This is a genomic window from Pseudovibrio sp. POLY-S9 (assembly GCF_001431305.1).
Taxonomy (GTDB): domain Bacteria; phylum Pseudomonadota; class Alphaproteobacteria; order Rhizobiales; family Stappiaceae; genus Pseudovibrio.
Genome location: NZ_LCWX01000071.1, coordinates 96,217 through 110,504, shown reverse-complemented (window position 1 = coordinate 110,504; position 14,288 = coordinate 96,217). Strand labels below are relative to the sequence as shown.

Genomic DNA, 14,288 nt, shown 5'->3' with positions numbered 1-14,288 from the left:
GAATTGTGGAGGCGTCCTGGTATGGCTCGCGCCCTTCCGGCCTTGTTCTTGGCGGGAGTTTTCACAGTCAGCGCCTCAGTCTTATCTCGTCTCAAGTCGGTCAGGTTGCCCCTATCATGAGGCCACGCTGGACGCACCGCAGGCGAATGGAGGCGGCAATCTCTCTTCTGAAAGATGACGTACTCGATACTTTGCTCGCGCCTCCCATCGAATTTGAAAAAGCGCCGAAGGATTTGAAAGACGTTCTTTCAGGCAAGAAAGATACTTTATGCCAACCCATTGTTTACACTTAATTTTATGAGGATTTTGAGATGTATTCAGTCGAAATCAGCAATCACATTATGATCGCGCACAGCCTGAAGGGAGAGGTGTTTGGTCCTGCCTCTCAGCTTCATGGCCTTACTGCACACGTTCACGTCGCTATTTTTGCAGAGGAACTGGATGAGAACGGGATTGTCATCGACATTGGCAATGCGCTTGATGTACTGGCAGAAATCCTGCATCCGTTCAACTACAAGAATCTTGATGACCTTCCTCAGTTCAAGGGGCGGAACACCACGGTCGATTTTCTCTGTAGCTACATTTACCAGCGCGTGTGCGATGCTGCTTATCTACATAAACTGGGCCGCGAACCGAGCGAACTTAGCAAGGTACGCGTTTCAATTTCTGAGAACCCTAATGCGCGTGCGTCTTATGAGGCGCCGTTGACTGCATCCGAGGCTCATGAGTAACTTACATCCTTCTTTAGGCCAGACAGCAGAAGCACCTGCCAGATCTTGCTATTTTGTCTTTCCGGGTGATCTGAATACGCCCACAGGTGGTTATCGATATGATCGTGAGATCATTCGGGGTCTGCAGAAACACGGCTGGAATGTTTCACTCATTAGCCTTGAAGGCACCTACCCGGTCCCATCTGATGCTGACAAAAAGCTGGCGCTTGAAGTCATTGTAGAAATAGAGCCCCCAGCTTTGATCATCGTGGATGGTTTGGTGCTTGGGGCTTCATCTGATCTGGCGCAGAGTATCGCTGAGCGTTCCAATCTCATTGCGCTGGTTCATCACCCACTGTTTCTGGAAAGTGGGATTGCCCCTGAGCTGGCAAAGGTGCTCCGCGCGGCTGAGACGAAAGCACTCACGTTTGCAAAGCATGTGATTGTGACCAGTCCTTCGACACAAAAGACGCTTATCTCTCAAATGGGCGTTCCAGCGGAAAAGATCAGTATTGTTCTGCCCGGTATTGATCGGCCAACTGGCTCGGAGAGCGCTGCAACCTCGAACGATACTCTGGCAGCCCCAAAGTTGCTTTGTGTTGGGTCGTTGGTACCGCGAAAAGGGCAATTGCATTTAGTTGAAGCGCTGGGGCAATTGAAGCAATTGGACTGGCATCTGGATCTCATTGGAGAAACGCGGTTTGATCCAGAATATGCGAGCCAAGTGCGATCTCAAATCAAAAAGCATGACCTCACAGAGCGTATTCGCGTTCATGGAGGTATTCCCAAAGCTGAACTAACGGGTTTCTATCAATCAGCCGACCTCTTTGTGCTCCCAACATACTATGAGGGATACGGGATGGCTTTTGCGGAGGCTATGAGTTTTGGGCTCCCGATTATTGCAAGTGGCGAAGGCGCTGTCGCATCGACGGTTCCGCCTACAGCTGGCTTTCATGTTGGTGCGGGCGATCCTCTAGCTTTGGGCAAGGCCATCGAAACACTTCTTCAAAACAAAGAGTTACGCTCTCAACTTTCAACTGGGGCCCTTGCTGCTGCTCGTGCATTGCCAGATTGGAATGACAGCGCAAAGGCCTTTGCTTGCACACTGGAGGCTCACAGGTGAGTGGATTTTCCTCTGAATGGCTCTCATTACGTCGTAAAGCAGACCGGCGTGCGCGCAACAAAGACGTCATGAAAAAGTTTTGTAGCTGGTTGGTCGAGCATGCTCCCAAGAGTGGCCCGCTCCGGCTCATAGATGTGGGCGCTGGAACCGGTTCCTTTCTGCAGGATTTGGCCGAACATATTGAGTCAAACAGGGAGCAAGTGTGGTTACTGATCGATAACGACCCTGAACTTCTCAAAGTTGCAAAACGCATCTCTCCTCCCTTGCCTCATACCAGAACGAAAACAGATGTTTGCGAACTGACTGATGCCGGGTCACTGGATATTCTGGAAGGGCATCATGGGGTTGTTACCTCGGCCTTTCTGGATCTTGTGAGTGCAAACTGGCTGGATAGCTTTGTTGCCCGTATGCGTCAGCTGAAACTCCCGTTTCTTGCAGGGCTTTCGTACAACGGTATCCTACTGAGCAAACCACACCACCCGACAGATCGGCTTATTCAGCGCGCATTCAATCAGCATCAAGCAACGGACAAAGGGTTTGGGTCTGCATTAGGGCCGCTTGGTGGATTTCATGCTCGTGAGCGATTGCTTAAGGCGGGTTACACCTGCTTTACCGGACGTTCTGACTGGGTGTGCGCACCTGAAGACGATGCTTTGCAGCTGGAGCTGATTAAGGGGTGGGCCCAAGCGGCACGCGAAGTTGGGGTATCAGATACAATCGTGGATGATTGGTTGGAATTTCGTTTAGCAGCACTTGGCAAAGGTAAATCACAACTGCAGGTCGGGCATGTTGATATTGTTGGCCTTCCGCCTCAATAAGGCTATGAAGACCTATGCTTCCAGCGCTCAAAATTAGAGGCCTATGTTCTTCAAGATCAATGCTTGTGTGAGCATGAAGAGGCGTGGGCAGCGGATTTCCTGTTTGTTGTAGAGCTCTCTTAGCTCCTGGAATGACAGCTCGACAACTTCAATATCTTCGTCTTCATCCAGATCGCGCCCTTCAATATTCAGGTCGCCGGATGTGTACTCGGCGAGGAAGAAATGCGCCCGCTCTGCAAGACGTGCAGGGTTGATGAAGACATTCGCGACCTTGGTGAGATTGGTGAGTTGGCACCCAAGCTCTTCCTGAGCTTCGCGTATACATGCTTCTTCTATGGACAGATCGCTGATCTCGATTCCGCCAGCGCATGCCTCCAGGATAATCTCTTCCTCCATAATGTAGGGCGCGACTCGGAGTTGCTTAACGATCAGGACTGTTTTCGCTTGAGGGTCATAAGCCAGCACAGCAATTGAATCGCCGTAAACCCATACCGGATCTGTCGTGATGTGCTCGCGTCCATCTTCGTGAACAACACGCACTTCGACTTCCTCAATCCGCCCTTTAGCTTCCCAAAGGGTCGTGCGTCTGATGAGCTCTGGCATGCGTGTGTCCTTATTCGGAAATTCACGCAAATTTATACGGGCACTTGCCAGTGAAAGGAAATGCTTTTCAACCCTTTGGAAAAGTTAATTGTTCAGGCTCAGATCTGCCAGCATATCAACACCCAAAGGATGCCAAGTGACATTGGGGCGGATAGCCTGTGCGAGATAATCAATCGCAGGCAACTGAAGACCTCTTGGTCCTGATCCGATGATGAGCGGAGCGATCATCAAGTGAAGACGATCGATCATTTTCAGCTCGATAAAGCGAGACAGCGTCCAAGCACCGCCTTCAACGAGGATGCATCGAAACTCTCGCAGTAAATGCCGGATTTCAGCACAGGACAAACGGCCTTTTGCATTTGGCTGTAGCTGAAAGCATTCCACTCCATCAGGATAACGCGCATGGGCATCTGTTCGCGTAATCACAATGCGGCGGGCATTTGTATCCTGCAGGAGTGTACTGTCGCGAGGCATACGGCCATAAGGGTCGATGACAATGCGTGCCGGGTGACGTCCACTGACATGCCTGACAGTGAGCTGAGGGTTGTCCGCAACCGCAGTTCCCACTCCCACTACGACAGCATCACAAATTGCCCGGAGCCGGTGAAGATGGATCAATGCTTCAGAACAACTCACATAATTGGAGTCTCCGGTGACCGTTGCAATGCGGCCATCAACTGACTGTCCAAGCTGACCAATAACAAATTGCTTTTGCGCCATGCAAAGAGGTGCGAACACACTGCCATAGCCTTGCAGGTCTGGTGCACGCCTCTCCACCGACGCTGCTAAGACCTCCTGCCATTCATCAGGAGACAAATATCCCGAGGACTGTTCTAGCGGCTTTTCGCAGGTCAACTGAGAATTATTCGGATGATCTTGTTGATGTATTGGTGTTGTGTGGCCCCTGTCCATCAAGCCCCCTTGTTTTACCGAGTTCACAGCTCACCTCACCTAAGGTTAGCCTAGTGGTAACGAACCTTGATTAATCTGTCGATCAGGAGATTGCAGGGGCTCTTCAGGAACCTCTGGGATTATCAGGAGAATAGAGCATGGCCTATAAAGTTGCCGGGTATTCAGCCATGGCGAAGACGTATCACTGGATCGTCGCCATTCTGGTCTTAATCATGGTTCCCATGGGACTGGTGATGACGGATCTGGGGCCTGGAGCCCTTCAGAATACGCTCTACTTCTATCACAAGAGCATCGGTATCCTGCTCTTCCTGCTCGTGGTTTTGCGCCTTCTTCAGCATTGGATTACGCCTGCTCCACCGCCGCCAGCCTCTCTTTCACCAGCTCTGCGGATCGTCTCACGTTCAGTACACGGGTTGCTCTATCTCGTGCTGATCGTAAATCCGATATTAGGCTGGGTGGGCCTCTCCCTTTACGGAGCACCAATGCCATTTTTTGGCTTGTTTGATCTGCCGAGTATCGTTTCGCAAAATCGTCCAGTTTCAGAAAGCGTTCTGGATTTCCATGCAACTGTTGGTGTTGTGTTTGCATGGCTGATCACGCTGCACATTTTAGGCGCGCTCTATCACTGGCTCATCGCTAAAGATGGGATTATCGAGCGGATGACAACGGCGCCTTACCAGAAGCCTAAAGATTAGTTTGGCAGTGTTGCGTATTTTTCACGCAAGCCTTTAAGGTCTTCAAGACCTCATCAATCGACGCACATAAAATGCCGTCGGATGGCTTTGGGCGCTTAAGCATCGCAACTGGCATCTGTAGCTCACGAGCGGCTCTGATTTTGCCGTAGGATGCTGATCCGCCGCTGTTTTTGCTGATGAGCCAGTCTACTTGCAGCACCTTAAAAAGCTCGGATTCTTCGGACCAGCTCTCATTTGGCAATCCTTCAATGTACTCCGCGTTTTGAAGCACTTCACTCCCACTCGGGCGATTTAAGGTACGGATTACAAATGTAAGGTCCGGGCGTTGTTTCAGCGGTGCAGCAATCTTGGCACTGGCAGCAAAAAAGACCTTCGCTCTGGGTGGAATCAGATTCAGTGCTGCTTCTACGTTATCTGCAGAATACCAAATATCATCATTGGCTTGCTCCCAAGCGGCTCGTTCAAACCGGAGCAACGGAATCGCGAGGTGCCTTGTTGCTTTGGCCGCATTACAGGACATTTGAGCAGCATACGGGTGGGTTGCATCGATAACGGCAGCAATGCCCTGAGTTTGGAGGTAGTTCGAGAGGCCATCGACACCACCAAAGCCTCCGGTACGTGTCATCACCGCAAGGTCTGCTGGGTTTTTGGTTACTCCAGCGAGTGAAGCAATGACTTTGAATTCGGCATTCACAGCCAGTGCAGCAATCAGCTTTCTAACTTCTCGTGTACCTGCGAGCACAAGGATTTTGGGCTTCTCTGGCATCAAAACTGCTCCAGTTTTGCAGGCTCTTCAGCCGGGACATGACCCAATACCTGACCTTGCCGATCCACCACGATAATCTCAACGCTAACAGCAGCCCCACGAAGGATGCTTAAGGCCGCACGTTGGGCTCCCTGCGCAACGACCTCGCCCATACGAATATTTTCTGCAGCAGCTCTTTGAGTAACATAAGAGACTAGATTTGCCTCTCTTGTTTCCGCGAGAAGTTCTTTCGAAGCTCCGGCATGATCCAATACATCTGCCAGTGCATCAAAATCGACTGCTGAGCGAGCCGAATGCAGGTCCATAGCCCCTTGTGCAAGCTTCGTCAGCTTGGCGATTCCACCAGAGATGGTTAGCTTCCGAACAGGGTGCGCACGCAGATATTTGAGCAGGCCACCCGCGAAATCTCCCATATCAAGATAAGCCTGCTCGGATAAATCTGGATAGTGGGCACGCAACACATCTTCTGAGGTTGCTCCTGTTGCAGCTGCGACATGGGCTAAGCCCGTGGCACGCGCAACGTCTACACCACGATGAATGGATGCTATCCAGGCAGCACACGAAAATGGCCGGACAATACCTGTTGTGCCGAGGACAGAGAGGCCCCCGATGATACCAAGCCGCGGGTTCATGGTCTTTTGAGCCAGCTCTTCACCGTTTTGGATGGATATCTCAACATCTACAGCAAGAGTTACGCCGTACTCATCTGCCACTTGTTGCAGCTCACGGGTCATCATTTGGCGAGGCACGGGATTAATGGCAGGCTCACCAACCGGGATCGGCAGCCCGGGTTTCGTAACCGTTCCAACGCCAGGACCAGCGAGAAAGCGAATTCCGGTAACCTTTGGGTTGAAAGTCACTCTGGCCTGAATAAGCGCTCCGTGGGTTACATCAGGGTCATCACCAGCATCCTTGATGATGGCAGCTGATGCAGAATTTTCAGTCAGTTTTTCGAAGGCGAGTGCGAAGGATGGCGTATCACCACGAGGCAAGGTGATGCTGATCGGATCCGGAAAATCTCCAGACAGCAAAGCTGTATACGCTGCCTTTACCGCAGCGGTTGCACAGGCGCCTGTTGTCCAGCCTGTTCTCAGTTTTTTTTGCCCAGTTCCAGCCATCCGGCGACTATACAGATTTAGCGAGATATACCAAGCAGAAGGCTTTGGACTTCCAATTGGTTTCCAATTAAATTGCTACGCAAAATCACATAAATCATGAGAACCACTTGTTTGATATCTCCCTCCCCCACTTTGAATTTCCGGTGCTTGAAGCTGGATGGGTTTGGCTTGCTGGTGCCGGCCCCGGAGACCCTGGTCTGCTGAGCCTGCATGCCTTGAATGGCTTGCGACAAGCGGATGTCATTGTCTATGACGCATTGGTGGATGAACGCATTCTTCAATTTGCGGCTGAAGGTGCTGAAATCATTTATGCTGGCAAGCGCGGTGGCAAACCTTCCCCCAAGCAGTCCAGTATTTCGATCAAGCTGGTGGAGCTTGCAAAATCCGGTAAGCGTGTCATGCGCCTCAAAGGTGGAGATCCGTTTGTATTTGGCCGCGGTGGGGAGGAAGCTCTTGCGCTGGTGGATGCTGGCGTTCCCTTCCGTATCATCCCGGGTATCACAGCTGGCGTTGGCGGGCTGGCATATGCTGGAATTCCATCTACTCACCGAGGGATTAATCAAGCAGTTACGTTCCTCACAGGTCATGACCAGAATGGGGTTGCGCCTGATGAACTTGACTGGGATGCTCTTGCCAAAGGATCACCCGTGATCGTGATGTATATGGCAATGAAGCATATTTCACTCATTACCCAGAAGCTTATGAGTGGTGGCCGACGTGCGGCTGAACCTGTTGCTGTCATCTGCAATGCCACTCAGCAGAACCAACAAGTGCTGGAAACAACGCTTGCTTCTTGTGCTGAGGATATTGAAAGTAGTGGCCTTAAGCCACCTGCGATTGTTGTCGTTGGTGATGTGGTGAATTTGCGTGAGCAACTGAACTGGATTGAGCCAGTTTTTGCGCGCACCTCGCAAACCTCTCAATTGAAAGAAGAGCCTGCCCTATGACCATTGCGAAGGGTTTCGTTATTGCAGCGCCATCTTCCGGGTCTGGCAAAACAACGATTACACTGGCGCTGTTGCGTGCTCTTCGTGATACCGGGCTTCGTATTGCCTCCGGCAAATCAGGACCAGATTACATTGATCCGGCTTTTCATAGCGCGGCTTCCGGGCGGCCATGCCTGAACTATGACGCTTGGGCGATGTCTTTGGCGCAACTTTCACTCAACGCCACGGAGCAGGAAAAACACACCGACGTTGTGGTTGTTGAAGGAGCTATGGGTCTCTTTGACGGTGCAGCTGATGGCTCTGGCTCTGTTGCAGAATTAGCGGTTCATCTGGGTCTGCCGGTTATTCTGGTGGTTGATTGCAAGTCTCAGGCTCAATCGGTCGCTGCCCTTGTCCATGGGTTTCTTACATACCATCCGCATTGCCACATCAATGGCGTCATTCTCAACCGGGTCGGGTCTCCGCGTCATGAGCGCATTTTGCGGCGTGCGCTAGAGCCTTTGGATGTCATTGTCTTAGGCGCGTTTTATCGCTCAAAGAGATTGGAGTTGCCTGAGCGCCATTTAGGGCTTGTGCAAGCCAGTGAGCGTGAGGATTTGGAAGAGTTCCTAAATGCAGCTGGTGAGGTGGCTGCTGAAAGTGTGGATGTGCCAGCCTTGATGCGCCTCGCGAAAGTGCTTGCTATTCCTGCCCGGGAAAACAAAGAGCTGAAAGGCATTTCTCATTTACCTCCGCTTGGGCAACATATCGCGATTGCTAAGGATATTGCCTTTGCTTTCAGTTACGAGCATCTGCTCAGTGATTGGCAGAGGCAAGGCGTTACACTTTCCTTCTTCTCTCCGTTAGCAAACGAAGGCCCATCAGAAAATGCTGATGCAATCTTCCTAAGTGGCGGATATCCGGAACTTCATGCGGGGCAGTTGTCTCAAGCAGACATCTTTAAGCGCGGAATAAAATCTGCAGCAGCTGCAGACAAGCTCATTTATGGTGAGTGTGGCGGCTACATGGTACTTGGTGAAGCGCTGACAGATAAAAGTGGGCAGTCCCACGAGATGCTTGGTTTGCTGCCGATTGAAACCAGCTTTGCGAAGAGAAAGCTGCATTTAGGCTATCGGAAACTGAAAGCAACAAAGGCCGCAACGTCTGCTGGCTTTCCTTGGATGAACCCGTTGGGTGCGCATGAGTTCCACTATTCGACGCTGACGGTCAAATCAGAAGCACCGCCGCTTTTTGATGCTCAGGATGCGGAGCATCGCGATCTGGATCCTCTGGGCCATATCAATGGGCGTGTCATGGGGTCTTTCGCGCATGTGGTGGCAGAAAGAAGCGAAGAATGGTGGTCCGCTTCTTCCTAATCTGATTGGCTACGCAGTCTCTTTTGCTTTCTTCTTTGGACGAAGAACGTGAACGTGGTTGGCATCATACAGCGCACTGTCACGAAACTCTTTCCCTGCCTTCAAGGCTGGCCCAACGAAGATGAGAGCCGTTCTTGTGATCTTGGAGGCTTTTGCTTTTTCCCGGATATCCGCCAGTGTGCCATGAATGAATGCTTCATCCGGCCAGCCAACGCGGTAGGCGATGATCACCGGACAGTCTTCACCATAGAGCGGAGCCAGTTTCCGGTAGATCTCTCCAAGGTTTCTGACACTGAGATGGATTGCCAATGTAGCGCCAGAGCGGCCCAGCGTTTCCAGATCCTCCCCCTCAGGCATGCCTGAGGACTTCATCGAGGTTCTGGTTACAATGATGCTCTGTGCGATTTCAGGGATCGTCAGCTCGGTTTTCAAGGCTGCAGCAGCCGCAGCGAATGCGGGTACACCCGGAGTTACATCGTACTCAATGCCAAGATCGTCCAATCTACGCATCTGCTCCGCAGTGGCCCCATAAATGGATGGATCGCCTGAGTGAACCCGTGCCACATCCAGATCTTTTTCGTGAGCCTTTGCAATTTCGTCGATGATTTCATCAAGGGTCATGGAAGCTGTATCCATGACCAATGCATCTTCTGGTGCGGCCTCGACAATGGCAGGCGGTACCAATGAGCCTGCGTAGAGGCAGACTTTACATTTTTCGATGAGCTTTAGCCCACGTACCGTAATCAGTTCGGGATCACCCGGCCCTGCTCCAATGAAATGAACCGTCACGCTGCTGTCTCCGTTTCTTTCTCTGGTGCATCGATCTTTTTGGCATAACCCCGTGGCGTGTAGACAAAATGCAGGGATTGGCCGTTGCCTCCCAAGCGGGTTTGACTACATCCCACAATAACCGTAGTCAGCATGTCGACATCATCGACTTGTAGATCCTTCAGCGTTGTTGTGGTGATGACCTCATTCTCTCGTCCGATGTTCGCACCGAGAATAACTGGCGTATTTTCAGGACGATGTTCCAGCAACTTCTCCCGTGCCCAAGCCAATTGCGTGCGGCGACGCTTGGAGACTGGATTATAGAACCCAATCACGAAGTCACCGATTGCTGCACCTTCCAGGCGCTGCTGAATTGTTTCCCATGGGGTGAGAAGGTCTGACAGAGAAATGGCGCAGAAGTCATGTCCCAGCGGCGCTCCGATGCGGTTGCTGAGAGCGATCATTGCGGAGATGCCCGGTGCAGATGCAACTTCAACGCGGCGAGCTGCATCGCTAACGCCGCCGTTATCCTGTGCGCGGTCTAGTAGTTCGAAGACCAGGGCTCCCATGGCATACACGCCAGAGTCTCCTGAACAGACCAGCGCAACGTTGAGGCCCTGCCCGGCTCTTTCGAGCGCAAAGCGAACGCGTTCTTCTTCTGCTCCCAGTGGGAACGCATGGCGTTGCTTGCCTCTGATCAGGGATGAGACGAGATCGAGATAGAGGCCGTAGCCGACGACTTCATCTGCCTCTGCCAACCAGCTGGAGGCTTCTGGCGTACGCCAAGCCTCTTGCCCCGGCCCAATGCCGATGACGTGCAGGCGACCTCTGGCTCTGCCGAGTTTCTCGTGTTTCACCGGAACCGGCGCTCTGGCAATAGCAACTGTGGCGTTTGCGGTTTTCTGCTTTTCCAGCACGAGTTCACCGGATGTACCAACACCAGCCAATGCAGAGCCTTCGCTCACACCATGGCATCCAACCTCTGCAAAGACGACATCAGACGGATTTTGCAGACGATCTTTGTGTTCGTTGAGCTCACTAGCCGTGAACAGGCGGAAAGGCTTGTTGTAGCGGGCAGCGAGCTTGTTCATTGCCACTTCATCGGCCTTCAGGTCGATACTCGCGAAAGCTGCTACGGCTCCCATTGAGATGTTTGCCTGTTTCAAGCCTTTTTGAAGGAGCTCATCCAGCTCTTCAAGAGAACACCCTCGGGAACAGCCAAGACCAACCACGTGAGTTTGAGGATGGAACACGAGCTTTCCGCTATGCCCATCATGAGGTCGCTCAGTTGCAACAATTTCCAGTTCGGCATCATCCGCAACAGGAAGAGTCGCCGTCTCCAACCAGTCTGCCTGACCGGAGAGTTTTACGGTGTCGCCTGCCAGCATATGCGCCATAACAGACTTGGCGTCTGATGGATTGGTGAGCGTCCAGCCTTCTGGTGGATCATCAAGCGCAACACCAAAGACAGTGTCGCCTGCGGTCGTGATCGCGGCATGACCTTGCAGGACCTCTGCAATTTCATGGGCTAAGGCATTGGCACCGCGATGTCCGCCAAGCAGCGGAACGACGCTTGAGCCATCTTCTGACACTGCAATGACAGGTGGCTCGTTTCGCTTTTCTGCCAAGACAGGCGCGAGCGCGCGGATGAGAATTCCCGCGGCACAAATACCGATGATTGGTGTTCCTGACTGAAACAAGGACCGCAGATGATCCATCGGCTCAGAGAAGGAGAGATGATAATCTACATTCGGCTTTGAACCGTTTCTTGCAAAGCCATGAATGAGACTTTCATCCAGTACAGTGGAGAGCTTCTGAGCGGTTTTCAGAGCGACCGGGCTGATCACAACGATTGCGGGTGCAACGTCCATGCCTCTTCTCCCTTATATACAATTATCATTGAAAAATACGGTGCAGTTTCATTTGGATAGTCAGCCAGGCGGGCCACGACCATTTCCGGCAGGGTCGCCCGTTCGACGTATCCCGCAGCACCAAGTAATCCCAGTTTTCCAAGCAGAGCCTTGACGCGCGGTAGATGGCGCCCGACCTTCATGATGACGAAAGCGTCGGATTGCTCAATGCGGTGTTGAAGTTGCTCATCTTCCAGCGGACCGGGAATGATTGTCAGCACTTCATTGCGCGCAGCGAGGGGCCTGCCGAGCGCAGCAGCACAGGCATTGACTGATGATACGCCCGGCACGATTTCGCAGGCGAAGTGACCGCGCAAACGCTCGTAGAGGTACATGAACGAGCCATAGAGAAATGGATCGCCCTCACACAGGACGACAACATCTTCTCCGGCTTTCAATTTCTCTGAGATCGTTTCTGCCGCCTGATCGTAGATTTCCTTTGCGGGAAAACGTTCGACCTTCATCGGCATTTCAATCGGGACTTCTGTTGTTCCCTCTTGAATATACGGTGCTGCAATTTGCCGAGCGAAACTGGACACTCCAACTGCCGCTGGGTATGCGATTGTTTTTGCAGAACAAATGAGCCGGTGAGCTTTTAGAGTCAAAAGCTCAGGATCTCCTGGTCCAAGACCAACGCCATAGAGCGTACCAGTCATGACTTTACCAAGCTCCATTGTGTTACCGGCATCAATGGACGCCAACCCGTGAGACCGCCAATGGGATCGGCTCTTGAGATTGCTATACGGCTTAGATCTCCACCGTACTTCTTCCAGCCCTCTGCCAGCACTTGCTCTCCTTCCAGAGTAACAGCATTGGCAACCAAGCGACCTCCTGATGGCAGCGCTTCAAAGCATGTTTTGAGTATACCCGCTGATGTGAGGCCACCTCCGACAAAAATCGCATTTGGCTGCGGCAAATTATCAAGTGCCTCGGGGGCTTTGCCCTCAACCAGCTGAAGCGTAGGAGTCCCGAGAGCTGCTGCATTTCCACGAATGAACACATGCCGTTTTTCCAACGGCTCAATGGCAAGAGCCTTGGTGTCCTTTGCAGCCCGCAGCCATTCGATACCGATGGATCCACTGCCAGCGCCAATGTCCCACAGGAGCTGTCCCGGAATAGGAGCAAGTTTGGCAAGCGTAACAGCCCGTACTTCCTGTTTGGTCATTTTTCCATCATGACGGAACGCAGAATCCGGCAGACCGGGCGTGCGTGACAAGACAGGCGTGTTTGGAATTGGTTTGGCTTCAATCGCAATCGTGTTCAGCTCGGCAGCTTGATCAGAATACTCTTCAGCCTCGCGGCTTATTACTTTTTCCTGCGGACCACCGAGGTGCTCAAGTATTGTCAGGGTACTTGCTCCATACCCTTCATCAGCGAGTAGATCTGCAATCTCACCTGGGGCTGCACCATTAGACGTGAGTGCGATGATGCGGGCGCCGGGATACAGGAAACCACGCAGGGTATCTAGAGGGCGGCCATGCAAGCTGAGGGTTTCGACATTTTGCAGAGGCCAGCCTAAGCGGCTTGTAGCCAGAGCGAATGCTGAGAGATGCGGGATGACCTCGATCTCCTCAGCACTGAACTGACGATGAAGTGTTGCTCCGACACCAAACCATTGCGGATCACCCGTCGCCAACACCACGGTGTTTTGACCACGGTTTGCTACAAGTTCTTCAATGCCTTTTGAAAGTGGAGATGGCCATGCTTTCATCCCACAACTGATGTTGCTTGCACCATCTTGCAAAAGTTCCAGATGCCGTGCTCCGCCATAGATGAGAGAGGCAGCTTTCAGCGCTGATTTGGCTGTTTCAGACAGGCCGTTAAAGCCATCCTCACCAATGCCGATGATTGTGAGCCAAGGTGCTGATTGACTGCTCATTTTGATGTCTCCTGCACCTTTTCTTCAGGCAAGCCTGCTGCCATTGCATTGACTGCCGCAGCTGCAATTGCAGAGCCACCTCTGCGTCCCTGAAGTGTTAGAAACGGTATGCTAAGTGAACTTGTCGCCAGCGCTTGCTTGGATTCTGCGGCTCCCACGAACCCAACGGGGAAGCCGAGAATAGCTGCTGGCTTTGGGGCACCATTTGCCACTATCTCAAGAAGATGAAATAGCGCCGTTGGGGCATTGCCAATGGCGATAACAGCACCTTCCAGATGCGGTCTCCAATGCTCAACAGCCGCAGCCGACCTTGTTGTGCCGAGCTGTTTTGCAAGCTCGGGCACATCTGGTTGGTTTAAAGTGCATATGACTTGATTGTCTGCTGGCAGGTATTTGCGGATGATGCCATGTGCAACCATCTCGACATCGGTCAGTACCGGGGCGCCGTTTCGCAGAGCCTCATTTGCTTTGGCAACTACATCCTCAGAATATGCCAATTCCTGCGGTATGTCAGTCATCCCACAGGAATGGATCAGGCGGACTGCAACAGGCCTCAAGTTATCTGGCAGGCACTTTAAGTCAGCCTCTGTCCGTACGATTGAAAAGGACTGCCGATAGATTTCGGCAGGATCCTTAATGTAATCGTAGGGTGCCAGAACTTCTGGATTCACGTTCTGGCCCATT

The 14,288-nt window shown here is 52.2% G+C and carries 15 protein-coding genes and 1 pseudogene; 7 read left to right on the top strand and 9 right to left on the bottom strand.

The features are described from left to right. The 4 genes and pseudogenes from PPL9_RS33050 to PPL9_RS05205 all read left to right on the top strand — a co-directional run. Nucleotides 1–293 (top strand): annotated as a pseudogene (locus PPL9_RS33050) (dehydrogenase); the annotation flags it as partial. A gap of 18 nt (nucleotides 294–311) precedes the next feature. Next, nucleotides 312–731, top strand: a complete 420-nt coding sequence (locus PPL9_RS05215) for a 6-carboxytetrahydropterin synthase (RefSeq protein WP_057461690.1) — start codon at nucleotides 312–314, stop codon at nucleotides 729–731. Next, entirely contained in the window at nucleotides 724–1,833 is a 1,110-nt protein-coding gene (locus PPL9_RS05210; protein WP_057461688.1) for a glycosyltransferase family 4 protein, read from the top strand. Before PPL9_RS05215 ends, PPL9_RS05210 begins: the two co-directional genes overlap by 8 nt. Next, nucleotides 1,830–2,651, top strand: coding sequence for a methyltransferase domain-containing protein (locus tag PPL9_RS05205; RefSeq protein WP_057461686.1), 822 nt, complete (start codon nucleotides 1,830–1,832; stop codon nucleotides 2,649–2,651). The genes PPL9_RS05210 and PPL9_RS05205 overlap by 4 nt, the downstream gene beginning before the upstream one ends. Nucleotides 2,652–2,684: 33 nt before the next feature. On the opposite strand, the gene PPL9_RS05200 is transcribed toward PPL9_RS05205, so the two are convergent. After that, entirely contained in the window at nucleotides 2,685–3,254 is a 570-nt protein-coding gene (locus PPL9_RS05200) for an NUDIX hydrolase (RefSeq protein WP_057461684.1), read from the bottom strand. An 84-nt stretch (nucleotides 3,255–3,338) separates the two neighbouring features. After that, nucleotides 3,339–4,166, bottom strand: a complete 828-nt coding sequence (locus PPL9_RS05195; protein ID WP_057461682.1) for a RibD family protein — start codon at nucleotides 4,164–4,166, stop codon at nucleotides 3,339–3,341. Nucleotides 4,167–4,303: 137 nt separating this feature from the next. On the opposite strand from PPL9_RS05195, the gene PPL9_RS05190 reads away from it, so the two are divergent. Beyond that, the gene (locus PPL9_RS05190; RefSeq protein WP_057461680.1) at nucleotides 4,304–4,861 is read left to right on the top strand and encodes a cytochrome b/b6 domain-containing protein; all 558 of its coding nucleotides are present in this window, start codon (nucleotides 4,304–4,306) and stop codon (nucleotides 4,859–4,861) included. On the opposite strand, the gene PPL9_RS05185 is transcribed toward PPL9_RS05190, so the two are convergent. Continuing rightward, nucleotides 4,851–5,627, bottom strand: a complete 777-nt coding sequence (locus tag PPL9_RS05185) for a precorrin-6A/cobalt-precorrin-6A reductase (RefSeq protein WP_057461679.1) — start codon at nucleotides 5,625–5,627, stop codon at nucleotides 4,851–4,853. The genes PPL9_RS05190 and PPL9_RS05185 overlap by 11 nt on opposite strands. Then, nucleotides 5,627–6,745: a cobalt-precorrin-5B (C(1))-methyltransferase gene (locus PPL9_RS05180; protein ID WP_057461676.1), complete on the bottom strand. Its 1,119-nt coding sequence runs from the start codon at nucleotides 6,743–6,745 to the stop codon at nucleotides 5,627–5,629. Before PPL9_RS05180 ends, PPL9_RS05185 begins: the two co-directional genes overlap by 1 nt. 107 nt (nucleotides 6,746–6,852) lie before the next feature. Between PPL9_RS05180 and cobA the strand changes: the two genes are divergently transcribed. Both cobA and PPL9_RS05170 read left to right on the top strand, forming a co-directional pair. Beyond that, nucleotides 6,853–7,692: a uroporphyrinogen-III C-methyltransferase gene (gene cobA, locus PPL9_RS05175; RefSeq protein ID WP_082596561.1), complete on the top strand. Its 840-nt coding sequence runs from the start codon at nucleotides 6,853–6,855 to the stop codon at nucleotides 7,690–7,692. Next, complete coding sequence (locus PPL9_RS05170; RefSeq protein ID WP_057461674.1) at nucleotides 7,689–9,047, top strand: cobyrinate a,c-diamide synthase; 1,359 nt, start codon at nucleotides 7,689–7,691, stop codon at nucleotides 9,045–9,047. Before cobA ends, PPL9_RS05170 begins: the two co-directional genes overlap by 4 nt. 9 nt (nucleotides 9,048–9,056) lie before the next feature. Here PPL9_RS05170 and cobM read toward each other — a convergent pair whose 3' ends face one another. The 5 genes from cobM to PPL9_RS05145 are packed head-to-tail and all read right to left on the bottom strand — an operon-like array spanning nucleotide 9,057 to nucleotide 14,287. Further along, a complete protein-coding gene (gene cobM, locus PPL9_RS05165) occupies nucleotides 9,057–9,836 on the bottom strand; it encodes a precorrin-4 C(11)-methyltransferase (protein WP_057461672.1) in 780 nt (259 codons plus the stop codon). After that, complete coding sequence (cobJ, locus tag PPL9_RS05160; RefSeq protein ID WP_057461670.1) at nucleotides 9,833–11,686, bottom strand: precorrin-3B C(17)-methyltransferase; 1,854 nt, start codon at nucleotides 11,684–11,686, stop codon at nucleotides 9,833–9,835. The genes cobM and cobJ overlap by 4 nt, the downstream gene beginning before the upstream one ends. Continuing rightward, entirely contained in the window at nucleotides 11,659–12,381 is a 723-nt protein-coding gene (cobI, locus tag PPL9_RS05155; RefSeq protein WP_208989178.1) for a precorrin-2 C(20)-methyltransferase, read from the bottom strand. The genes cobJ and cobI overlap by 28 nt, the downstream gene beginning before the upstream one ends. Then, nucleotides 12,378–13,604, bottom strand: a complete 1,227-nt coding sequence (locus PPL9_RS05150; protein WP_057461667.1) for a bifunctional cobalt-precorrin-7 (C(5))-methyltransferase/cobalt-precorrin-6B (C(15))-methyltransferase — start codon at nucleotides 13,602–13,604, stop codon at nucleotides 12,378–12,380. Before PPL9_RS05150 ends, cobI begins: the two co-directional genes overlap by 4 nt. Next, nucleotides 13,601–14,287, bottom strand: coding sequence for a precorrin-8X methylmutase (locus tag PPL9_RS05145; RefSeq protein ID WP_057461665.1), 687 nt, complete (start codon nucleotides 14,285–14,287; stop codon nucleotides 13,601–13,603). The genes PPL9_RS05150 and PPL9_RS05145 overlap by 4 nt, the downstream gene beginning before the upstream one ends. Between the last annotated feature and the right edge of the window lies 1 nt (nucleotide 14,288).